At 61.5% G+C, this 21,504-nt stretch carries 19 protein-coding genes and 1 pseudogene; 13 read left to right on the top strand and 7 right to left on the bottom strand.

From position 1 onward, the window contains the following. Positions 1 to 121: 121 nt before the first annotated feature. Positions 122 to 1,306: an acyl-CoA dehydrogenase family protein gene (locus tag KUF59_RS05330; protein ID WP_258768544.1), complete on the bottom strand. Its 1,185-nt coding sequence runs from the start codon at positions 1,304 to 1,306 to the stop codon at positions 122 to 124. Positions 1,307 to 2,163: 857 nt separating this feature from the next. Between KUF59_RS05330 and sfnG the strand changes: the two genes are divergently transcribed. From sfnG to KUF59_RS05365, 7 genes are all read left to right on the top strand, one after another. After that, positions 2,164 to 3,270 (top strand): dimethylsulfone monooxygenase SfnG, encoded by a 1,107-nt coding sequence (gene sfnG / locus KUF59_RS05335; protein ID WP_258768549.1) that lies wholly within the window; start codon positions 2,164 to 2,166, stop codon positions 3,268 to 3,270. Between the two features lie 16 nt (positions 3,271 to 3,286). Beyond that, a complete protein-coding gene (locus KUF59_RS05340) occupies positions 3,287 to 4,201 on the top strand; it encodes an ABC transporter ATP-binding protein (protein ID WP_258768550.1) in 915 nt (304 codons plus the stop codon). After that, positions 4,201 to 5,091 carry a branched-chain amino acid ABC transporter permease gene (locus KUF59_RS05345; RefSeq protein WP_258768551.1) on the top strand — a complete coding sequence of 297 codons (891 nt, stop codon included), beginning with the start codon at positions 4,201 to 4,203 and terminating at the stop codon, positions 5,089 to 5,091. The genes KUF59_RS05340 and KUF59_RS05345 overlap by 1 nt, the downstream gene beginning before the upstream one ends. Before the next feature lie 3 nt (positions 5,092 to 5,094). After that, entirely contained in the window at positions 5,095 to 6,156 is a 1,062-nt protein-coding gene (locus KUF59_RS05350; RefSeq protein WP_258768553.1) for a branched-chain amino acid ABC transporter permease, read from the top strand. 27 nt (positions 6,157 to 6,183) lie between these two features. Further along, positions 6,184 to 7,512 carry an ABC transporter substrate-binding protein gene (locus tag KUF59_RS05355; RefSeq protein ID WP_258768555.1) on the top strand — a complete coding sequence of 443 codons (1,329 nt, stop codon included), beginning with the start codon at positions 6,184 to 6,186 and terminating at the stop codon, positions 7,510 to 7,512. A gap of 64 nt (positions 7,513 to 7,576) precedes the next feature. Then, entirely contained in the window at positions 7,577 to 8,383 is an 807-nt protein-coding gene (locus KUF59_RS05360; RefSeq protein WP_258768556.1) for an ABC transporter ATP-binding protein, read from the top strand. A gap of 33 nt (positions 8,384 to 8,416) precedes the next feature. Beyond that, positions 8,417 to 9,613, top strand: a complete 1,197-nt coding sequence (locus tag KUF59_RS05365) for an acyl-CoA dehydrogenase family protein (RefSeq protein ID WP_258768558.1) — start codon at positions 8,417 to 8,419, stop codon at positions 9,611 to 9,613. A 184-nt stretch (positions 9,614 to 9,797) separates the two neighbouring features. Here KUF59_RS05365 and KUF59_RS44195 read toward each other — a convergent pair whose 3' ends face one another. From KUF59_RS44195 to KUF59_RS05380, 3 genes are all read right to left on the bottom strand, one after another. Next, positions 9,798 to 10,133 (bottom strand): RidA family protein, encoded by a 336-nt coding sequence (locus tag KUF59_RS44195; RefSeq protein WP_408918062.1) that lies wholly within the window; start codon positions 10,131 to 10,133, stop codon positions 9,798 to 9,800. Further along, positions 10,130 to 10,480, bottom strand: coding sequence for a RidA family protein (locus KUF59_RS05375; protein ID WP_258768559.1), 351 nt, complete (start codon positions 10,478 to 10,480; stop codon positions 10,130 to 10,132). The genes KUF59_RS44195 and KUF59_RS05375 overlap by 4 nt, the downstream gene beginning before the upstream one ends. 134 nt (positions 10,481 to 10,614) lie before the next feature. Further along, a complete protein-coding gene (locus tag KUF59_RS05380; protein WP_258768561.1) occupies positions 10,615 to 11,517 on the bottom strand; it encodes a LysR substrate-binding domain-containing protein in 903 nt (300 codons plus the stop codon). A gap of 138 nt (positions 11,518 to 11,655) precedes the next feature. Between KUF59_RS05380 and KUF59_RS05385 the strand changes: the two genes are divergently transcribed. The 3 genes from KUF59_RS05385 to KUF59_RS05395 all read left to right on the top strand — a co-directional run bounded on the left by KUF59_RS05385 (position 11,656) and on the right by KUF59_RS05395 (position 15,183). Next, positions 11,656 to 12,624 (top strand): hydroxymethylglutaryl-CoA lyase, encoded by a 969-nt coding sequence (locus tag KUF59_RS05385; RefSeq protein WP_258768563.1) that lies wholly within the window; start codon positions 11,656 to 11,658, stop codon positions 12,622 to 12,624. Between the two features lie 43 nt (positions 12,625 to 12,667). Next, entirely contained in the window at positions 12,668 to 13,816 is a 1,149-nt protein-coding gene (locus KUF59_RS05390; protein WP_258769942.1) for a CaiB/BaiF CoA transferase family protein, read from the top strand. A 200-nt stretch (positions 13,817 to 14,016) separates the two neighbouring features. After that, entirely contained in the window at positions 14,017 to 15,183 is a 1,167-nt protein-coding gene (locus KUF59_RS05395; protein ID WP_258769943.1) for an MFS transporter, read from the top strand. Positions 15,184 to 15,334: 151 nt separating this feature from the next. Here KUF59_RS05395 and KUF59_RS05400 read toward each other — a convergent pair. Together KUF59_RS05400 and tnpA are read right to left on the bottom strand one after the other, a co-directional pair. After that, positions 15,335 to 15,547, bottom strand: a pseudogene (locus KUF59_RS05400) (IS6 family transposase); the annotation flags it as partial. Between the two features lie 104 nt (positions 15,548 to 15,651). Continuing rightward, entirely contained in the window at positions 15,652 to 16,053 is a 402-nt protein-coding gene (tnpA, locus tag KUF59_RS05405) for an IS200/IS605 family transposase (protein ID WP_258768568.1), read from the bottom strand. Between the two features lie 35 nt (positions 16,054 to 16,088). On the opposite strand from tnpA, the gene KUF59_RS44200 reads away from it, so the two are divergent. From KUF59_RS44200 to KUF59_RS05420, 3 genes are all read left to right on the top strand, one after another. Then, complete coding sequence (locus KUF59_RS44200) at positions 16,089 to 16,553, top strand: helix-turn-helix domain-containing protein (RefSeq protein ID WP_408918063.1); 465 nt, start codon at positions 16,089 to 16,091, stop codon at positions 16,551 to 16,553. Next, positions 16,511 to 17,278, top strand: a complete 768-nt coding sequence (locus KUF59_RS05415) for an RNA-guided endonuclease InsQ/TnpB family protein (protein WP_258768571.1) — start codon at positions 16,511 to 16,513, stop codon at positions 17,276 to 17,278. Before KUF59_RS44200 ends, KUF59_RS05415 begins: the two co-directional genes overlap by 43 nt. A 606-nt stretch (positions 17,279 to 17,884) precedes the next feature. After that, positions 17,885 to 19,711 carry an NEL-type E3 ubiquitin ligase domain-containing protein gene (locus tag KUF59_RS05420; RefSeq protein WP_258768573.1) on the top strand — a complete coding sequence of 609 codons (1,827 nt, stop codon included), beginning with the start codon at positions 17,885 to 17,887 and terminating at the stop codon, positions 19,709 to 19,711. 500 nt (positions 19,712 to 20,211) lie between these two features. On the opposite strand, the gene KUF59_RS05425 is transcribed toward KUF59_RS05420, so the two are convergent. Beyond that, entirely contained in the window at positions 20,212 to 21,336 is a 1,125-nt protein-coding gene (locus KUF59_RS05425) for a YopJ family acetyltransferase (RefSeq protein ID WP_309500929.1), read from the bottom strand. Positions 21,337 to 21,504: the final 168 nt, after the last annotated feature.

The raw sequence follows: 21,504 nt of genomic DNA on the forward strand, positions 1-21,504 counted from the left end.
CGCCCAAAAGTCGGTAGAGCAAATTCCGTTCAAGTTGAACGGTGTCCTGCGGCAAGGAAGTCGTTGGCGCATTCGTTTGGCGTGAAGCTCGGAATCGGAAGGCGTCGGCGATCGCTTCTTGCTAGGTATAGAATCCGGGAACCGGGTAGCGCCCGGTCAGGATGAAGCAGCCCAGATCTTTCAGCTTGTAGTCGATCGGATCGTGCAATGAATGGGTTCGCAGGTTGCGCCAATAGCGGTCAAAGCCATAGCGTGCGTGGGTAGCTCGCGCGCCTGTAACGTCGAACAGTCGTGTCGCGATATCGAGCCCCGCCTTCGCCGCGGCAACTTTAAAGGTGGCGATTGCCACCGCCGCCTCTCCTCTACCTTCGGCGGCAAGTTTGTCGCCCTCATCCCAGGCAGCCTGCAACTGCGCAAGCGCACGCTCCGAGAGGGCCTCGGCGCCAGCAAGCGCGACATGAAACTCGCCATAGTGTTGTTGAATATAGGCATCTTCCAGCGCTGTCTCGACACCCGATCCCGGCCAGGGCCGCGACTGCTCTCGCGTGAAAGCAATCGCCTGCTCAAGCGCTCCCTGCGCAATGCCCAGGTAGATCATGCCCAGCACGGTCTGGGCGAGGCAGGCGCGGAGCGACGCACGTGTACCGAAGGGACCGGGTGGCCCCAGCACTTCGTGCTGCGCCACTGCAACACGCTCAAAGGTCACGGTGCCGCTGTCGGTCTGCCGCTGGCCCATATTGTCCCAGTCGTCCAGTACAGTGATGCCTTCACGCACCGTTGGCAAGGCAGTGATGTGGAATCCGCCTTGGGCATCTTGTGTTGAAACCAGCAGGCGATCCGAGTCTCGAGCGCCCGAACAAAAGCTCTTGATGCCGTCGAGGCAGAATCCTGCACCGTCTGCCGTGAGGTGTGTACGCAAGTCCCGCGGATTGAGCGCGTTGCCCCAAAACCAGCCTTGTTCGACCGTGCCACGCAGCAGCGATGCCTGCTGTTCAGGACTAGCATAGAGCAGGATCGAGCCGATTTGGAGATGTTGGAAGGCGAAGAGATGGGCGAGCGAGGAATCGACCTGCGCCAACTCCCGCACCGCGCCGAAGGTATCGATCCAGGATGCGCCGATACCGCCATACTCGCGAGGCACGGACAATAGAAGCAGGCCGGAGCGGCGCAGAAGATCGCGCTCCGCCTTGGCGGTACCTCCGCTGCGGTCGCGAGCGACCGCAGTCTTCGCCAATTGACCACGCACTTTCGACAGAACCGAGCGCCACCCAGCCCCACGAGATTTCACGCTCGAGAATTCTTCCACGGAAGATCTACCCCTACGCACAACGCGTCACGATGCAGTCCGCCAGTGACCCGTTGTGGCGGCTTGACGGCAGCAACACCAAGAGCAACTCGGCCACGCGAGGCCGTCTTCGAGAAGAGGTGTAGACCGAAAGCTCTAAGGCGTCGATACCCAACGCCTCTTTCATTCGCTTGTTGGTGAAAGCGTAGATTGATCGAAATGTGCGATCAGTTGTGATGCTTGATCGAGCTGCTCACGCATCGGCTTTCTTTAAAGATGCCACGGCCTGTGCTCGGTGATATGAATTGATGTGAGGCGAGACGATTTGCGCTGTTCAAGTTCTGCAGAGTGATGGGCCGAGAGAAATCTTTGCCGGAGCCGGACGCAGAAAAGGGCTTCATATCAGGACTTTCGATGCAGTCGTTGCCAGCGGCGACGAGCGAGCTGTCCCTCACGAGATCTGCATCGTGCTGCAACAAACGATCCGTTTGCCGCAAATCTAAGGAAGCGATTTTTACGAGTGCGACGAAAAAGAGTTGATCTTGGACTCGCGCGCTCGTTGTTTCTCTGAGACTATTGATCGTCGATCAATGGTGCTCGAGAGGGGGAGCTCGATGACTTGCAATGATCTCGTCGATGAGGCCGCAGGCTCCGATGCATGTGGAACCGTGTGTCGCATGGCGCGTGCGCCGATCTGTTGACGATGTCAATCTCGCATCGACTTAACTGCACCGCAGATCGCCAAGACGCCTCCAAATCTTAGCCTAGTTTCGAAGCAGGCATGCAATCGTTCGTATCGAGCGACGTGAATGCGGTGTGCTGCCTGATTTCCGCCCGTTGTCCACATCGTCGCAAGCCAATTCACGTGAGGTAACAGCATGACCACGAACAGCAACCCGATCAGATTTGCTTACTGGGTCCCGAATGTATCCGGCGGCCTTGTTATTTCTTCTATCGAGCAGCGCACCAGTTGGGACATCGACTACAATCGCAAGCTTGCCCAGATCGCCGAGAAGGCCGGCTTCGACTACGCCTTGAGCCAAATCCGCTTCACTGCGGGCTACGGTGCCGACAAGCAGCACGAATCCGTCAGCTTCTCGCACGCACTTCTTGCTGCGACCGAGAAGCTCAACGTCATCGCTGCGATCCTTCCCGGGCCGTGGAATCCAGCGCTGGCCGCGAAGCAGATCGCAACCATCAGCCAGCTGACCAACGCCCGCGTTGCGGTCAATATCGTCTCGGGCTGGTTCCGCGGTGAATTCCATGCCATTGGCGAGCCGTGGCTCGATCACGACGAGCGCTATCGCCGCTCGGAAGAGTTCATCAATGCACTGCGTGGGATCTGGAGCCAGGAGAGCTACACTCTAGGTGGTGATTTCTACCGATTCCGCGATTATTCGCTCAAGCCGAAGCCGCTCGATCCTCTACCGGAGATTTTCCAGGGCGGCTCCTCGCGCGCGGCGCGCGACATGGCGGCGCGGGTGTCAGATTGGTATTTCACAAATGGCAACACGCCGGACGGGCTGAAGGCGCAGGTCGACGACATCAGGGCCAAGGAAAAGGCGTTTGGCAAGAGCTGGCGAACCAAGATTGCCATCAACGCATTCGGCATCGTCCGGCAGACCGAAGAGGAAGCCAAGGATGTCCTCCAGGAGATCCTCGACAAGGCAATCCCGGAAGCGGTGGGCGGTTTCCATCACGAGGTCCAGAATGCCGGAAATGCCAGCCCCGAGCGCGAGGGCAATTGGGCCAGATCCACCTTCCAGGATCTGGTTCAATACAACGACGGTTTCCGCTCGAACCTGATCGGCACGCCGCAGCAGGTCGCCGAGCGCATCATCGAGCTCAAGCGGGCCGGTGCCGATCTCATCCTGCTCGGCTTCCTGCATTTCCAGGAAGAAGTCGAATATTTCGGCGAGCATGTGATCCCGCTGGTTCGCGAACTCGAGGCCCAGAACGCGCCACACGCTCAGGCGGCGGAATAGGCGGGAAGGGCGACGTATGAGCCTGATTGCGACAGCAGGAGGTGACTCCCTGATCGTGGCGCGTGCGCGCGCCACCGAACCCTCGCGGGTCGCGGGGGGAACGCCTCGCGCCGCGGACGCTGTGCGCGTCGCCGACGCTGGTGTGCCGGTATTGACGCTGCAGGGCATCTCACTCAGTTTTGGCGGCGTGACTGCGCTTGACGGCATCGAGCTTGCCGTTGCGAAGGGCGAGATCCGCGCCATCATTGGTCCGAACGGGGCCGGGAAGAGCTCGCTGCTCAATGTGGTGAGTGGGCTCTACCGACCCGATCGGGGCGTGGTGCAGCTCGGCAGCGAACGGTTCAGGCATGTGCCGACCGCGCGGCTCGCCGCGGTCGGCGTGGCGCGCACATTTCAGAACCTTGCGCTGTTCAAGGGCCTGCCGGTGCTCGACAACGTCGTGATGGGCCTCGTGCACCGCCGACGGGCCGGCTTCGTGCGGCAGATCCTGTCGACGCCACAGGCACGTCGCGAGGAAGCCGAGGCTCGCGCCGCCGCCGAGGAAGCAATTGCATTTCTTCACCTCGACGCGGTCAAACATCAGCTCGCAGGCGGACTCCCTTATGGAATCCTGAAACGGGTTGAGCTGGCACGAGCGATGGTCGCACGCCCGCAGCTGTTGCTGCTGGACGAGCCGTTCGCCGGCGTGACCCTCGGGGAGAAGCGGGATTTGGCAGCACACGTCCGCAATGCACGCGACGCGTATGGCACCACCGTTGTGCTGATCGAGCACGACATGGGGGTCGTTATGGGCCTCTCCGATCGAATCGCGGTTCTTGATTACGGCCGCAAGATCGCCGACGGCTCGCCGGATGAGGTTCGGTCCGACCAGGCGGTGATCGACGCTTATCTCGGTGTGGATCATGAGGGCGAGACGGAGCTTGTGATCTGATGTTCGACTACCAGTTCTTCATCGAGGTCCTTGTCGGCGGGCTGTTATCCGGCGTCATGTACTCGCTGGTCGCGATCGGCTTCGTGCTGATCTACAAGACGTCCGGCGTTTTGAATTTCGCCCAGGGAGCGATGCTGCTGTTCGCGGCCCTCACCTTCGTGAGCCTGGTCGAGCGCGGCGTGCCGTTCTGGCTGGGCGCGGGGGTCACGCTCGTGATCATGGTGGCTCTCGGCGTGGCCGTCGAGCGCGTCGTGCTGCGGCCGCTGGTCAATCAGTCGCCGATGACGCTGTTCATGGCGACGCTGGGCCTTTCTTATGTCATCGAGGGCGCCGCGCAGCTGTTGTGGGGCACCCAGGTCCACGGCCTCGACCTCGGCATCAACGATATCCCGTTCGAGGTGGACGGCGTCCTGATCAGCCAGTTCGACCTGTTCGCTGCGGGGATTGCCGGGGCGCTGGTCACCGCCTTTGCGCTGTTCTTTCGCTACACCCGAACCGGGCTGGCGTTCCGCGCGGTCGCCGATGATCAGTTCGCCGCACTGGCGGTGGGACTGCGGCTGTCCCGCGTCTGGGCGGCGGTGTGGACCGCAGCGGGGATCGTCGCACTTGTCGCTGGCCTGTTGTGGGGCGCGCGTCTCGGTGTGCAGTTTTCGCTTTCGCTCGTCGTGCTCAAGGCGCTGCCCGTACTGGTGCTCGGTGGCTTCGATTCGGTGGCGGGCGCCATCGTCGGGGGCCTCCTGATCGGCGCCATCGAGAAGCTGGCCGAGGTCTATGTCGGCCCGCTGTTTGGCGGCGGCATCGAGGCGTGGGCGGCCTATGTGGTGGCGCTCGCTTTCCTGCTGCTGCGTCCGTCAGGGCTGTTTGGACAGAAGCTGGTGGAAAGGGTCTGACCGATGACCACGTCCATTCGTTCCGCTACTGTGCGCTGGCTCACGCCGAATCGCTTCGGTCTCGCGGTTCTGCTGATCGCCGCCTACGCCATCATTCCGTTCGCGGGCTCTGGCTACCTGTTAGATGCGGTGCTGACGCCGTTTCTCGCGCTCGCGCTCGCGGCTCTGGGCCTCAACCTGCTCACCGGCTATGCCGGGCAGGTCTCGCTCGGGTCGGCCGCGTATCTTGCGGTGGGCGCTTATGCCGCCTATAATTTCAATCTGAGGGTGCATGGCGTGCCGTTTCTCGCCAGCCTCGTGGCCGCAGGCTTTGTCGCTGCTGCGGTGGGGATCGTATTTGGTCTCCCAAGCTTGCGACTGCGCGGCTTCTACCTCGCGGTGTCGACGTTGGCGGCGCAGTTCTTTGTGCAGTGGGCGCTCACCAAGTTCGGCTGGTTCTCGAACCACAATCCATCCGGTGTGATCGACGCGCCGTCGCTGGCGGTGGCCGGCCTGAGCTTCTCCGGCGCAGTCGGGCGCTACGTCTTCTCGCTGACCGTCGTTGTTGTTGCGACGCTGCTCGCGATCCGGCTGCTGCGCTCGCAAGTTGGGCGGAACTTCATCGCTCTGCGCGACCACGAGGTCGCGGCCAAGGTGATCGGCGTGCCGCTGCTGCGCACCAAGCTGCTCGCCTTCGGGGTTTCGTCGTTCCTAATCGGCGTCGCCGGAGTGCTGTGGGCCTTTGCCTACCTGCGCACCGTAGAGCCCGCCGGCTTCAACCTGGACCGCTCGTTCCAGATCCTCTTCATCATCATAATCGGCGGCCTGGCTTCGATCCGCGGCGCGTTTCTCGGCGCGGCGTTCATCGTCGTGTTCCCGCTGCTGCTCTCGCGTTTTGGCGCCGCACTGCTCGGCAACGTCTTCGATTCCGGCGTGCTGGAGATGAGCCAGCGCATCGTCATCGGCGCACTGATCATCGGCCTGCTGATCGCCGAGCCGCGCGGCTTGATCGCGCTGGTCGATCGCGTCGCGGACAAGATCCGGCGCCGGCTTTTCCGTCCGCAGCCCGGTCCCATCCACTGTTGAATTGTCCCCTGAACGAAAGGAAAAGTTATGCTTCTGTCCAAATCCCTCCGTAGTGCTGCGCTTGCGGCAGCCATCGCCATCGGCGCTGAGTTGCCGGTCCACGCCGATGAGCAGTTTTTTCCGCTGCAGAGCTACCGGGTCGGCCCCTACGCGGCCGGCGGCACCGGCTTCTTCGGCGGCTTCATTGACTATCTCAACCTGATCAATATCCGCGATGGCGGCGTCAACGGCGTCAAGCTGACCTGGGAGGAGGGTGAGACGCAGTATGAGGTCGAGCGCGGCGTTGAGGTCTATGAGCGGCTGAAGAACCATCCGGGCGTTGCGGCCTGGAATCCGCTTTCGGTCGGGATCGCCTATGCGATGATCGATCGCATCACCAAGGACAAGGTGCCGTTGATCACCATCAACCACGGCCGTACCGATTCCACCGACGGTCGCGTGTTCCCTTATGTGTTTCCGCTTCTGCTCAATCCCTACAGCGAGACGTCGGGTATCGTGAACTACATCGCCACGCGCGAGGGCGGCACCGATAAGCTCAAGGGCAAGAAGATCGTCGTGCTCTATCACGGCTCGCCCTATGGCAAGGAGACTATCCCGATCTATCAGCTGCTCGCCGCCAAATACGGCTTCTCCCTGGAGCAAATCGAAGTGCCGCATCCCGGCAACGAGCAGCAGTCACAGTGGCTGTCGATCCGTCGTGCCAAGGCCGACTACGTGGTCTTGCGCGGCTGGGGCGTGATGAACCCGGTGGCACTGAAGACGGCGCAGAAGGTCGGCTTCCCGATCGATCACATCATCGGCAATGTCTGGTCGAATTCGGAGGAGGACGTCATTCCCGCGGGCGATGCTGCCAAGGGCTATGTCGCGATCACGACGCAGGCCTCCGGCGCCGAATATCCAGTGCTGCAGGAGATCATCAAGACCGTCTACGGCGCCGGCAAGGGCAATCTCGACGACAAAAAGCGGATCGGCAGCGTCTATCACAACCTCGGCATCGTCAACGGCATCCTCAATGTCGAGGCGATCCGGATCGCCCAGCAGAAATTCGGCAAGCGCACGCTGACCGGTGATGAGGTGCGGTGGGGCTTGGAGCATCTGCAGCTCGATCCGGCGCGAGTCGAGGTGCTGGGCGCCAAAGGGTTGTTCCATTCCATCAACGTGACCTGGGACAACCACGAAGGCGATGGCCGCGTGACCTTCCAGCAGTGGGATGGCACGAAGTGGAAGGTGGTGTCGGACTGGATCGCGCCAGACTGGACTTCACTGCGGCCGATCATCGAGAAGTCCGCGGTGGCTTACGCGGCTGAACACAACATCAAAATCCGTACCTCTGACGACACGGCAGTCGGCCAATAAAGGGACCCGCGACGACCAGGAGCCGGTGCGCCGGTTCCTGGTCCAGAAAATCCGGAGCATCGCCATGAGCGATCATCTTCTCATTCTCGAAGGCTTGGCTGCGACCTACAACCACGCTATTCGCGCGCTGTCCGATGTCTCGCTCACGGTGCGCCGCGGCGAGATCGTGACCCTGCTCGGCGCCAACGGTGCGGGCAAGTCGACCACGCTCAAGGCGATTTCCAACCTGCTGCATGCCGAGCGCGGCCAGCTCACGCACGGGCGCGTCGCGTTCGACGGGCGCGATACCGCCGCGCTCACGTCGGCCGATCTGGTGCGCCTCGGTCTCGTCCCGGTGCTAGAGGGCCGCCACTGCTTTCGTGCGCTCAACGTCGAGGAGAACCTGGTGGCCGGCGGCATCGGAGGGGGCTTGTCGCGCGGCGAGATCGCGGCAGGACTTGAGCGCATCTACACATTATTTCCTCGCCTGAAGGAGCGCCGGCGTTCTGCCTCGGGCCTCACCTCGGGCGGTGAACAGCAAATGACGGTGATTGGCCGCGCCTTGATGTCGCGGCCACGGCTCCTGGTGCTGGACGAACCGTCGATGGGCCTTGCGCCGCTTGTGGTCGAGACGATCTTCAGGACCCTGAAGCGGCTCAACCGCGAAGAAGGATTGTCGATCCTGGTCGCCGAGCAGAACTCGACAGTGGCGCTGCGTTACGCCGACCGCGCTGCCGTGCTCGAAGGCGGTTCGACGGCGCTGTCGGGCGACGCTGCTGATCTGCGCGGGCGCGCCGAGATCAAGGCGCTCTATCTCGGGAGTCCTGAGGAGAGCGCGGCACATCTTGCCGCCTTGCGCGGTCCGTCACCGGCCGATCACGCGGCCGCTTGAACAGTTGCATTGGAAGACACTGAGGAGATTGTCATGAGCAAGAACAACCTCGCGCGCGCGGCAGACGACGATGTCTATTCGCGCCTCGACGAAGCGATAGAGACGACGGTCAAGCTCCATGCCGGGCGCAACGACCTCGAAGGCCGGTTTCCGAGAGAAAATCTTCAGGCGCTGGCGGTGGCCGGATGGACCGGAGTCCTCAACGAGCCCCGTTTCGGCGGGCTCGGATTGAGCCATGGCGACTTCGCGGAGGCTGCCTATCGGATCGGTCGGCATGATGCGTCGACGGGCCTCGTTTACGTCATGCACGTCGGTGCAGCGCAGACCATCAACCTGTTCGGCAATGATGACCAGAAGGAGCGTTGGCTCAAGGCGAAAGGCGGCACCTTGCTCGGCACCTATTCGACTAGCGAGCGGGCGTCGGGCGGACATTGGTGGTACAACTTCTCCGAAGCTTCGCGTGACGGCGAGAACTATGTCGTCAACGCGGAGAAATCCTTCACGACGAGCTCGGGTCAGGCCGACTTTTACGTGATGCAGACGCGCTCTCCCGGCGCCAAGGACCAGACCGATATCTCTTTCTTCATCGTCGACGGCAAGGCGCCCGGAATCGAAGCCGGCCCCTGGGAGGCGCTCGGCGTGCGGGCAAATCACTCCGGACCGATCCGCTATGCGGACGTCAAGGTTCCAAGCCGCGACCGGCTCGGCGCTGAGGGGCAGGGCAAGGAGATCATCTATGACGGTGTCTCTCCGGTTTATCTGATCGGTCTCGGGGCCGTCTGGGAGGGGGTCGCACGTGGTGTTCTCAATGCGGCGGTCGCCCATACTTCGAGCTTCGTTCACAAGGACAAGAACAAGAACTTGTCGGACTACCAGGCGATCCGTCAGGAGCTCGGCGCAGCGAAGGTGCTGGTCGAAACCTTGCGCCCATGGCGTAACGAGCTCGCCGCCAAGCTGGATGAGTTGTGGCGCGCTGGAAAGCCGCAGAGCGAGATCCTGATTCCATTGACGGAGTTCAAGGTCCACGCCGCCGAGGTAGCCAACAAGGTGGCGGCCGCGGCGTTGACTGTAACCGGTGGTTACGGTTATCGGCGCGGGCCGATCGAGCGGTCGTTTCGCGATGCCCGAGCCGGTATCGCCATGGGGCCGTCCAACGTGATCGCGCGGGACTGGATCGGCAAGTCCCTGGTCGGGCTGCCACTTGAGCTGTTCTACGAGGGAGGGGAATAGTGGAAGTCATGCCCGCGGGTTCTGCCCTTCAGCGCAGGAGGACGCATCGCCCTCCAATGGCCGCCTTGAAGCGCTCCGCGGCAGCGGCACGCGCTTCATCGAGCGCAACGGTATCCGCGATGAACTGATCCGCCGAACTTCGCTTCCATGTTGAGTGCGGTAAGAGTTGCAGCAGGAAAATCCTTCAGGTTTTCCGTAACGACCATTGCCGCCTGGGTCTTGATGGCCGCAGCGAAGACGTGCGCATCGTCGGGATCATAGGTCGTGCTATCACGACCGGAGACCTCGAGAATTTCGGTGGCCCCACCTTCCATTTGCCGAGCGTTTCCTTGTTGCGGAAGATGGAGAACGTATTGTCGTTGTCCGAATTGGCGATCGCCGCCGTCGCCTCGATTTCAATCATCATGCCCGCATGGGCGAGCTGGGAAAAGTTCGCGATCGTGAGGGCCGGCCGAGGCTGGTCGGCGTATCGCTGATCGATGCATCTGTAGAGGTCGCCGACGTTGCGGGCGTCGGTCAATAGACTCTGAGCATGACGATGTCAGCCAGCCCCGCATTTCGGTTCACCAGCATCCAGCCGATCTTGTCGAGGGCATAGTCGCACTGCTTGGCGAATTCGCCCCGAAAGCGGACTTCGGGCGCATATTGGGTGGTGCTGTCCCCGTCTTCAGCGCCGACACCCCACACAAAAATTGTCCGGTTTCGTCCCGCGATCGTGGCAATGTCGCTAAAGTGCCCCTGATGCGAGGGGACCAGGCTGAAGGCGAGCTTGGAGAATTGCTGGTCATCAGCCCGCAAGGGCGAAGACAACAAGTGCAAAGAGCCAAGTGTCGCGAGAACAAGAGACTGGATGCTGCTTGTCTTCACTGCAGCTTCCGTAGCCTGTTGTAATCACGCGGGCTCAAACTGCGTCGCGTCCCGGGTTTGTACCAGCAAAACGCAAAGCCTACAGTCGAACAAGCCTAACCTGCAGATATGGTCTATCTGATATTTAGATGGAGTCAGCCCGCTGTGGCTGTACTGGACCCGAGCGCCACGAAACGCATCAGGTGATCGGACGCTCGGTCCTGATTGTAGGCCAGGTAGAGATCGCTCTTGGCTTCAGCCGAGGTCAGCGGGCGCCGCACGACATCGCTCACGACGATCTGTCCATAGCATTTCGGCAGCACGGCAACCCCCAAGCCCGCGGCCACGAGGCCCAGAATGGCGCCACCGTCCTCGGCTTCCTGAACCACCTTGGGCGTGAACCCCGCGCTTCCGCAGAGATGCACGACGTGGCCGTTCAATCCGCGTCGACTGGCGCTTGCGAAGAAGATGAACGGCAGCTGCTTTAGCGCCGGTACGGCGATGGGACCGCGCTCGCGCACTAGCGGATGATCCGTCGGTGCAAACAACTCCAGCGGGTCGGACCAGAGCCGACGAATAGTTACATTCTTGGGGAGCGGATATGTCGGGGACGGTCGCAGGAATCCGAGATCCAGCCGCCGGCCGGTCAGCATCTCGGCCTGTTCACTGGTGGAAGCATGAAGCAGCTCGAGGCGTATCTCCGGATAGGTTTGCGAAAAGCGTCGCAGGATCTTCGAGAACGACGCATGGATCGGAGCTGAGCCTGTATAGCCGATGCGAAGCAGGCCCACTTCTCCGCGCGCAGCCCGCTGGGCCGTTCCGATCGCGTGATCGAGCTTGGCAAGCGCCTCGCGCGCCTGTTCAAGCAGGATCTGTCCGGCCTGGGTCAACTCGACGCCGCGGCGTTGGCGCAGAAAGAGCGGCGCGCCCACATCATGCTCAAGGGCCTTGATCTGGAGGCTGAGGGGAGGCTGGCTGAGGTTGAGACGGCGCGCAGCCCTGCTGAAATTCAGCTCCTCGGCGACTGCGATGAAATAGCGAAGCTGTCGGATGTCCATCCTGGTATTTAAGAATCATATGGGTAACGCCGTCAAATCAGTATTGGACGAAATTGGAACATCGCGGCAATCCTGTGCTCAGCGTAGAAATCGAGGGGCAGTCACGGCCGCGGTCGCGACTCCGCCGAGCGAGGATAGATGGCAGACCTACCAAACGAAGTGGAGATCCAGGAGGAGGGCCCGCGAGAAGGCTTTCAGATCGAACCGAGACCGATTGCCTCCGCGGACAAGATTCGCCTCATCGAGGCTTTGGCGCAAACTGGACTTCGCCACATCCAGGTTTGCTCCTTCGTCAATCCTCGCCTCGTGCCCGGATGGGCGGATGCCGATGACGTTGCCGCAGGCTTTCGGCCGGCGCCCGGCGTTCACTATGTCGGGCTCTGGTTCAACGACAAGGGGCTCGATCGGGCGCTCGCACATTCGGACAGGCTGACGCTTTCCGGCTCGATTGCGCTGTCCGCGTCCGATGCGTTCACCCGCAAGAACCTGCATCGCAGCCACGCCGAAAATCTGGAGGCGATGCGCAGGCAGACCCTCCTTCATCTGTCGAAAAACGTTCCGGTTCGGCGGATCGGGGTTATGGCGGCGTTCGGTTGCAATTTCCAGGGCGATATCACACCGGCGCAGGTCATCTCTGCTCTTCGCGATGGCTTTCGCATTGCGGATGAAAGCGGTGTCACGATCGGCAACATCTCCCTGTCGGACACGATGGGCTGGGCGACGCCGCTACGCGTCGAAAAGCTTCTCGGGGAGGTGCGAAGCAGGTGGCCGCATCAGCAGATCACGCTGCATCTGCACGACACCCGCGGGTTAGCGATCGCCAACGCGATGGCGGGCCTGCGCATGGGAGTGACGAAATTCGACTCGACCGTCGGCGGATTGGGCGGTTGTCCCTTCGCCGCGCACAAGGGCGCGGCCGGCAACATCTGCACCGAAGAGCTCGTGCTGCTTTGCGAGGAGATGGGAATTAGTACGGGCGTTGATCTCGATGCGTTGATCGAAGTCGGACGGATGGCGGAAGAGATCGTCGGCCATCAGCTGCCAAGCGAGCTCCTCCACGCCGGAAGCCTCAATTCACTTCGGAGCAAGGCGACAGGTGTCCACTAAACCGCTTGTGGGACTGAAGGTCCTCGAGTTCAGCCACACGATCATGGGGCCGTGCGCCGGCTTGATACTAGCCGATCTCGGGGCCGATGTGATCAAGGTCGAGCCCGCGCCCGACGGCGACCACACGCGCTGTTTGCCTGGTTTCGGCGCAGGTTTTTTTGCCGGTTTCAACCGCAATAAGCGCAGTATCGCGATCAACCTGAAGCATCCCGAGGGACGCGCGACGGTCCATCGGCTGGTGAAGGACGCCGATATCGTCATCGAGAACTACGCGCCTGGCGCGATGGAGCGGCTGGGGTGCGGCTATGCTGACCTGGAAGCGATCAATCCACGTCTGATCTATCTGGCGCTCAAAGGTTTCCTCGCGGGTCCCTACGAGCATCGGCCGGCGCTCGATGAGGTCGTGCAGTTTCAGGCGGGGCTCGCCTATATGACAGGCCCTGCGGGGCGGCCGTTACGCGCGGGTGCTTCCGTCAACGATATCACAGGCGCAATCTTCGGCGTCACGGCCGCACTCGCAGCGGTTCGCGAGCGCGACGCGACCGGGCGAGGCCAGCGGATCAGCAGCGCATTGTTCGAGAGCGCGGCGTTCTTCATGGTCACACACATGGCAGGCGCGGTCGCAAGTGGACATCCGCCAAAACCCATGCCGGAGCGCCACCATGCTTGGGCAATCTACGACGTCTTCAACGCGAGCGACGATCAGATTTTCATCGGCGTCACCAGCGACAAGCAATGGATCCGGTTCACCGAGCAATTCGGGCTCGCCGCCCTCGGCGATAATCCGGATCTCGCCACCAACGTCATGCGGGCGAGCCATCGCAGCTGGCTCATACCCGCCGTGCAGGAAGCGCTTGCCCCGTTCTCGAAGGCGGTAATTGCCGAACGTTGTGAACGCGCGGCCGTCTCATGGGCGCCGGTCGGCAAGCCGACGGACCTGTTCAACGATCCGCATCTCGCCAGTCATGGCGGGCTGATAGATGTTGCGATCCGCACCGTCGAAGGCACAACGGAGATGACGCGGCTTCCCGCCATGCCCGTCGAATTCGGCTCGGAACGCGAGCGACCAGGACTGGCCCGCCAACCGCCACGTCTAGGGGAGCATACAGACGAAATTTTGATCGATGCCGGCTTCGACCGGCGCGAAATCGAGAGGCTGGTAAGGGAACAAGTCATCGTCGCGACGCCGTAGGTCGCGTGCTGAACAAGAAAAACAAATCGAGGCAGAGGGAGGATTAACGCATGCATAGGCCGGCGACACGAACGACCGTAGCACCCGCGGATGGCAGCGGAGCGAGGGCGCTGGACACCGATGACCCATCGGCTGCGGCCGTGATCAATGCGCGCCTTGACCGTCTTCCGATGAGCCGGCCGATCTGGAAGCTCGTCTTGATGGTCGCCCTCGCCGCCTGGTTCGAGATCTACGACGTCTTCTTCACCGCCTACATCGGACCAGGGCTCGTCAGAAGCGGAATTTTCACGACCTCGACTTCGCATTTCTTCGGCTTCGCCGGACTGGGAGCTTTCGTGGCCGCCATGTTTGCTGGCCTGTTCGTCGGAACGCTCGTGTTTGGCCAATTGGCCGATCGCTTCGGGCGCCGAGTCGTCTTCACGGGCGCGCTGCTCTGGTATACGGCAGCAGCCGCCTTGCTGGCCTGTCAACACAGCGCAGAGTGGATCATCTTCTTTCGGTTTCTCACGGGAATCGGCGCCGGTGCGGAGATCGTGACGATCGACTCCTACACGACTGAGGTCGTGCCGGCGAATTCGCGCGGAAGATCGTTTGCATTCCTACAGGCGATACAATTGTCCGCCGTTCCGACCGTCGCGCTGGTCGCTTGGTGGTTCGTGCCGACGGCTCCCCTTGGCTTTGACGGATGGCGCTGGGTCATCTGGATCGGGTGTCTGGGCGCGGTGGCCGTCTGGTTCATCCGCCTCGGCCTGCCGGAAAGCCCGCGCTGGCTGGCGCAGAGGGGCCGTATCGCCGAGGCGGATGCGATCGTTTCCCGTCTTGAACACGAGATCGTCGCGCGCACCGGTACGTCTTTGTCCGAGCCGGAGCCTCATCCTCCCGTGGCCCAGGAGCAGAAAGTGAACTTTGCCGAGCTCTGGCAATCCCAATATCGAGGCCGTACCATCATGATGCTGGTGTTCAACTTTTTTCAGTCGATTGGATATTACGGCTTTGCAAGCTGGATTCCGACCCTCCTGATCGCCAAGGGCATCAACGTCACGCACAGTCTGCTCTATTCCTTCGTGATTGCGATCGCGAATCCTATTGGACCGCTGCTCTCGATGTCATTCGCCGAGCGGATCGAGCGCAAGTGGATCGTGGTGGGATCCGCCTCAGCGATGGCGGTCATTGGAATAATATTCTCCAAGCAAGAAGACGCAGCTCTCATCGTCGCCCTGGGCGTTGCCATGGCCTTGGCAAGCAATTGTCTCACATTTTCCTATCGCGCCTATCAGGCGGAACTCTTCGCCACGCGCATGCGCAGGCGCGCGATTGGTGTGGTCTATTCGATCAGCCGCATCAGCGCGATGTTTTCGGGTTCCTGATCGCGTTCTGCCTCCGCGATTACGGTGTGACCGGCGTGTTCGCCTTGATCGCGGGGGCCATGGCGATCGTCGTTGTTACGATCGGTGTATTCGGCCCGCGCACCAATGGACTGAAGCTCGAGGCGGTTTCAGGGTAGCTGGCGCACAGTGACAAGACGTCGAGAACGAAGCCATTGTGGTCGGCAGCGCGACAGAGCCAATTCTTGTTCGCCCGCCATCGAGATAACGATTTCTTTCAGATGCCATCTGTCTCCGCGCGCGGGAGCCGCTGACGGATCCGATCGGAGAACGCCCTTACAGAACTCCCGTCCCACTGGCGCATGGTTTCATAGGTCAAGCCAATGCAACGCGCCGCCAGCATTTCCGCGGTCCTGCTCACCTAATCCTCCGCGAGATGCCCGGCCTGCAGGCCGGGGAGGGATAGCGGCTGGCAGCGCCGGAGGCTGAAGGCCTCCCCGGGCGCCGCGGTTACCTTTGGAACTGAACGTATTCGGCGATGATAGATAGCGGGGCACCTCCGCACGAGCCGACGAAGTAGGACGGCGACCACAACGCGGCGTCGCGGCCGCGCATGCGCACTTCAGGCCGCCATTCGCGCAGCAACCGGCTCGAAACGCCCTTCAGGCTGTTGACCAATTTAGAGAGCGCGACCTTCGGCGGGTAGTTAACCAAGAGGTGCACGTGGTCGTCCTCGCCATCGCACTCGATCAATTCCGCCTCAAAATCCCTGCAGACTTTGGCGAAGATCGACCGCAGGTCCCGAATGGCGCGTTCGGACAGCACGCCCCGGCGGCACTTGGTGACGAAGACCAAATGGGCGTGGAGAGCGTAAACGACGTGCCTGCCCGTGCGAAATTGGACTTTTGCCAACTTGTAAAACCTTAGACCAAAGCCATATCGTCAATATGATCCGCCGCGGCTTCAAATATAAGCTCGATCCGACTGCCGAACAGGAAGTGCTGTTTCGGCAGTTCGCAGGCGCGTGCCGTGCGGTCTACAACGCCGCGCTTTACCAGCGGGAAAACTTCTGGCGGCAATACGCGGCCCGGACCGGAGGCCGAATTAGCTACGCCAGCCAATGCCGGGAGCTGACCACGCTTCGTGCCTCCTTTGACTGGATTGCGGCCGTATCGCAGACCTGCCAGCAGCAAGCATTGCGCGATCTCGACAAGGCGTATCAGAATTTCTTCGCCGGCCGCGCGAAGTATCCGACACCGCGGCGTAAAAGCCTCCACGAGACGTTCCGATTCAGGGCCGCGAGGTGGAGATACGGCGGCTCAATCGCAACTGATCTCAGGTTCGGTTGCCCAAAATCGGTTGGGTTCGGTTGCGCGATACCCGCCCGTTGCGCGGCACGATCAACAACGTAACGGTCAGCTTGACGCCGATCGGATGGTGCGTGTCGTTCGCCTGCGAGATCGAGCACGAAGCGCCGACCAACATCCGCCCGGCGGTTGGCATTGATCGTGGCGTAGCGAACAGCATTGCGCTTTCGAACGGCGAGTTGGCGTCGGTCCCGGTTGAGCGGTTGCGACTTCTCGACAGGAGGGCGCGCAAGACGCAGAAGGTTCTCGCGCGGCGCAAGCGCGGGTCGAAACGCTACGCCAAGGCGCGACTGCGCGCTGCTGCGATCAAAGCCAAGGCCGCGCGCATCCGGAAGGACTGGAACCACAAGGCCACTACGGGCCTTGTCGCCCGGTTCGGCCTCGTCGCCATTGAGGACCTGAAGACGTCGAGCATGACGGCCAGCGCGAAAGGCACTGCTGAGGAGCCCGGTCGCAACGTCCGCCAGAAAGCCGGCCTTAACAGGTCCATTCTTGAACACGGCTGGCATCAATTCGAAACCTTTCTCGCCTACAAGTTGGAGGCGGCCGGCGGTCGCCTGGTTAAAGTCGATCCGCGCAACACGTCGCGGACCTGTAACGAATGCGGTTCTATCGACGCACGCCATCGCGAAAGCCAAGCACGTTTCGCCTGCGACGATTGTGGACACGAGGCGCACGCCGACGTGAACGCAGCCCGCAACATTCTCAGGGCCGGAACGCGGCCCGCGGTGGAGGTCTCCTTCCGCCGCAAATCTCGTAGAGCCGCTTAAGGCTCCTCGGAAAAATCCCCTCCCTTCAGGGAGGGGAAGAGTCGGTGGGGAAGCGATGGCGGCGACAAAGAGGGTCTCGGGCGGTCGGCATGCGGCCGGCTGTCCCCTCGGCCGCTCCAATTCGTTGACTTGACGGAGTCCTTGGCAGATGTGCTGTTGCACTGGCCAATCTGCTTGCCGGGTAAGAGCAGGAGTGCGGCTGGAGCGTCGCGTGTCCCCTGACATCGAAGGGAGAACGCAAAGATATTCTCCCAAGAAATTCATCCAAGGCCGGTCAGCTTACCGACAGGTAAGCTCCTTATCGTCAGAATGTGCCTATCGAGACTGACCGGTCCCGCTTGATCTCTCCGCGATCTGGCAGGGGAGAATGGGATGGTCCCTTTAACAGTATCAAGCGATTCGACGGCCCAAATTCCGTACCGACATACAAAGTCAGGCTGCAACTGCCCGGCGGGCGAATTGGCAGTGTGTTCGGTGGTCGGGGTAGCGAACGTTGGTCTTTGATTGTCTGCGACATGTTCGTCATTCGTCGGCGGTCGCCGTCCGCGGTGGCAGCTGTCGGCTTCGAAAAGCAAATTCCCTTTGGCGACCTAAGAGGCGGCATTAATGGACACAGGGCCGGCCCAGCGGGGCACTGGCATTACTCCCGAAGCTTCCGAGCGAGCCCATCGGCAAGGTTGCCTATGCGGTCTCGCCCGCGCCACAACGGAGTGGGTCGGGGCCTTGACCAGAGCGCGGGCCTCCACCGCCGGCCCTGCCGGCAATCCAACCAACCCTCAGGCCCCAGCCGGCAGAGAGATGTCACTGGACGGGCTCTTGGAAGGCTGGGCTGGCGAAGAGGGGCAGGGCGAACACGAGGATCGGCAAGAGGCGGTAAGACGAACGAGAGCTTTGTGCGAGGCGGTGGTCAATGTCGATCTGCCGCCGTCGCTGGATCTTTCATCGCTGTCCCTGACCACCCTGTCCGCCGCGCTCCCGGCCGGACTCCGACGCCTGAACATCGATAACAATCAGCTGGTCAGCCTGCCCGATACCCTTCCGGCAACACTTCAGAGTCTCGACGCCGGCGGCAACCAGCTGAGCACCCTGCCTAGCCTCCCGGCCGGACTTCGGCGCCTGAACGTCGACGACAATCAGCTGGACAGTCTGCCCGATATCCTTCCGGCGACGCTTCAACAACTGAACGCCCGCGGCAACCGGCTGACCAGTTTGCCCCAGACCCTCCCGGCTGGAATCCGGCAACTCGACGCCGGCCGCAACCGGTTGACCACGCTGCCCGAAGCCCTCCCAAGCGAGCTCAATTGGCTCAACATCGGCGGTAACGAGCTGACCAGTTTGCCTAACACCCTCCCGACTGGACTCATGACGCTCTACGCTGATCACAACGAGCTGACCAGCCTGCCTGAGACCCTACTGACGCAGCTCGGCTCTGAGTGCACCATTGACCTGGATGAGAACCCGCTGCCCGAGCGGGTGCGGACCAACCTGGCGGCAGCCATGAATGTCGAGGGCTATGCCGGCCCGCAGGTCTTCTTCTCGATGGGCGGCGGAGCGGAGCAAAGTCAGGCGCGGCCTCTGGCCGAGGCAGTCGCGGACTGGCTTAAGGACGAGCCGGCGGTCGCGGTCGCGTGGCAGGGCTTCGCCGATGAACCGGGTGCCCAGGAATACTCACGCTTTCTCGACAGGTTGCGGCTGCCGGACACCGTGAACTATGGTGATGCCGCGTTCCGGCAGGCGGTGGCAGACGGTTTGCGGCAGGCCACGACGAGGCCGCGATTGCGCGAGCAATACTTTCAGCTGGCCATCGGAGCGAGCGAGACTTGCGAAGATCGCATCATTTTGACCTGGAACAGCATGCAGACCGCACGTCTGAACGCTGATGTCGAGGACGGGGCCTATGACGAGCGGCTCGACGAACTCCTCCAAGAGGGCCGCATCATGTTCCGCTTGGACGCGTTGGAGGGGATTGCGCGCGAGAAGGTGCGTTCGCTCCGCTTCGTCGATGAGATTGAGGTTTATCTCGCCTATCAGGTCAAGCTGCGCGAGCCGCTGCAACTGCGGCACATCGCCCCGAACATGCGCTTTTACGCCGTCGCCCACGTCACGGAGCACGACATTGCCGCGGCCGAGACGTCGGTGCGAACCCAAGAATCGGCCGGATTCACCGACTATCTGGCAACCCGCTGGCAACCCTGGGACACGGTGGTGAGCCGAATCGCACCCGAAGCCCATGCAGCGACGCAGAGGCGGCTCGCCGATGCGATGGGCGGTGAGTTTCAAAGCCGCTTGGCACAACGGCTCGCCGAACATCAACTGACCGGCGACGCCGATGCCGAGCGGGAAATCGGAGCCCAGATCCTCAAAGAAATCACCCGCGAGATCAAGGGCACGCTAACGCACCAGGTGCTCGCAGACCGGGGCCTCGTGCTGTGAAGCGCGCGCTTGAATAACAGAGGCGGCTCTCAATCCCTGTTTGCACTCGACCGCAGTCATGACATCGGGTGGGCGATTCGCGCCGATGTAGCGCTAATCTGCCAAATGTCCGGATTTTCGCACCTGCTCGCTCTCGACGAAAAGCTCACGACTGAGTGCGGCGAAGAAATCCTCATGACCCATCAGTTTTACAAGTCTATCGCTCAGCCTTACCAAGGCAAACCTGCGCTACTATGCGTTCGACGCCAGCGCGTCGTCCCCCGCCCCCGGGTGAACGAATGACCACTTGGATCTCCGACAACCCCGCGCCGTCAGCCGGTCCCGCATGCGCATTGCAACGCTGCTCTCTCGCGATTGTGCAACATCTGATGTGCCGAGGATGGGCGCCCTTCGTGCTTTCCGTGTCGAAGGACAACACCATCAAACATTCAGAGCGTCCAGCTCAGCAACTCTAATTTCGTCCGAGCGGCCTTTAGCTCAAACTGGCATGACAGATCGGATCAGTCGGATAATATCCTGTCCAGTGCCGTCCGGACCTTGGTTGCCCTCGACGCCTCGATAGATGCGCTGTATCGGAGAGGGTCACGCTGGACCGTAAAGGCATCATGCCGTCCGGCCAGCGTCTCCGATTTGGGATCGCGCCTGCTGGTGCTCACATCTTCGTCCTTGATACTGGGTTGGTAGCTTGCAAGCTCATCGATTACTCCGCCGGAATGGGAGTGCTTGTAGAACAACGCTGGGAGAAACTGTTCTCCGTGGAAGAGGTTTATCCCGGCAAATTCCAGAATAGCGTCGGGTGATGGAAGGTAGTTGCTGGAATCATTCCCCTCGTCGGCAAGCGTTCCACGCTGATGAAGATTGTCATGCCAGTCATCGAACGTGGGCGCTTTTTGATGTGCCGCCAGCGCAAATTGCATACTGAACATCACGCAATCGGCGGCAGATTTCTGCGCACCAACCCCGATAAAGGCCCATTTCGGCTCCGTTCCTAGCTGCCCCAGCGTTTGCCGTCGCAACTTGGTGTACTGGGTCACGAATCTGTAAAGGTCGGCCGCCTCCATCACGATAACTGTCGGCGGCGCTCCGGCGCGGGTTCGAACGTCAGCAGCAAAATGGTGCGACTCGCCTTCTGCCAGCCGCACGACGGCGCGCCATGCACTGTCCGACGACCGGTCGGCCAGTGCCTCGAGAAGCTTGGCGGGCGAGTCCATGTATTTAAGATTGAGGCCCGAGTAGCGCCCGTTATAGCTGTCTGCGAGGCCATCAAGATTGGCGAGATCGGAGGACAACAATTCCTCATCGGGCTGCTTGTTGGCAGACAGATAGCGAGCTACCTGCTGACCGTATTCCACTAGACCGGACGAAATTCCCGCCTGGCTGGCACGCTCAAGTGTTTGCCCAAGTAACTGAAGCTTCTCGTCAACGCGGGCTGGAATACAATGCGAAGCGGTTCCGCCACCGGCCTCGCGAGATGGTCCGGGCGAGTGCTGCCATTCGGGACTGGATCGAGTTGGACGCGATTGCACAGAACTCAGGTGACCAGCAAATTCGGCTTCCTGAGCCTGTTGTCCATCATCCTGAGAGGTCTCGTGCCGCACGCTCAGTCGTGAAATGCAGCTGCCCATAACTATTCTCCTGTCAGAAGGATTAACGACCGGGACCGCACGAGTTTGTCCGCAAGGCAGGCCTTGAAGTCGTGATCGCACATCGATCATCGTCCTCGTGGTCTGCGCAACCAATCAGTGGCCGTTAGGTAAGCAACAGACTGACGTGCGGCCATGATTACAGAACGG

It is taken from the genome of Bradyrhizobium arachidis (assembly GCF_024758505.1).
GTDB classification, from domain to species: domain Bacteria; phylum Pseudomonadota; class Alphaproteobacteria; order Rhizobiales; family Xanthobacteraceae; genus Bradyrhizobium; species Bradyrhizobium manausense_C.

What these genes read in the sequence shown, in the direction of transcription:
- sfnG (WP_258768549.1), top strand. Translation starts at nt 2,164, where the DNA reads ATGACCACGAACAGCAACCCGATCAGATTTGCTTACTGGGTCCCGAAT.
- KUF59_RS05340 (WP_258768550.1), top strand. Translation starts at nt 3,287, where the DNA reads ATGAGCCTGATTGCGACAGCAGGAGGTGACTCCCTGATCGTGGCGCGT.
- KUF59_RS05345 (WP_258768551.1), top strand. Translation starts at nt 4,201, where the DNA reads ATGTTCGACTACCAGTTCTTCATCGAGGTCCTTGTCGGCGGGCTGTTA.
- KUF59_RS05350 (WP_258768553.1), top strand. Translation starts at nt 5,095, where the DNA reads ATGACCACGTCCATTCGTTCCGCTACTGTGCGCTGGCTCACGCCGAAT.
- KUF59_RS05355 (WP_258768555.1), top strand. Translation starts at nt 6,184, where the DNA reads ATGCTTCTGTCCAAATCCCTCCGTAGTGCTGCGCTTGCGGCAGCCATC.
- KUF59_RS05360 (WP_258768556.1), top strand. Translation starts at nt 7,577, where the DNA reads ATGAGCGATCATCTTCTCATTCTCGAAGGCTTGGCTGCGACCTACAAC.
- KUF59_RS05365 (WP_258768558.1), top strand. Translation starts at nt 8,417, where the DNA reads ATGAGCAAGAACAACCTCGCGCGCGCGGCAGACGACGATGTCTATTCG.
- KUF59_RS05380 (WP_258768561.1), bottom strand. Translation starts at nt 11,517, where the DNA reads ATGGACATCCGACAGCTTCGCTATTTCATCGCAGTCGCCGAGGAGCTG.
- KUF59_RS05385 (WP_258768563.1), top strand. Translation starts at nt 11,656, where the DNA reads ATGGCAGACCTACCAAACGAAGTGGAGATCCAGGAGGAGGGCCCGCGA.
- KUF59_RS05390 (WP_258769942.1), top strand. Translation starts at nt 12,668, where the DNA reads ATGGGGCCGTGCGCCGGCTTGATACTAGCCGATCTCGGGGCCGATGTG.
- KUF59_RS05395 (WP_258769943.1), top strand. Translation starts at nt 14,017, where the DNA reads ATGGTCGCCCTCGCCGCCTGGTTCGAGATCTACGACGTCTTCTTCACC.
- KUF59_RS44200 (WP_408918063.1), top strand. Translation starts at nt 16,089, where the DNA reads ATGATCCGCCGCGGCTTCAAATATAAGCTCGATCCGACTGCCGAACAG.
- KUF59_RS05420 (WP_258768573.1), top strand. Translation starts at nt 17,885, where the DNA reads ATGGACACAGGGCCGGCCCAGCGGGGCACTGGCATTACTCCCGAAGCT.
- KUF59_RS05425 (WP_309500929.1), bottom strand. Translation starts at nt 21,336, where the DNA reads ATGGGCAGCTGCATTTCACGACTGAGCGTGCGGCACGAGACCTCTCAG.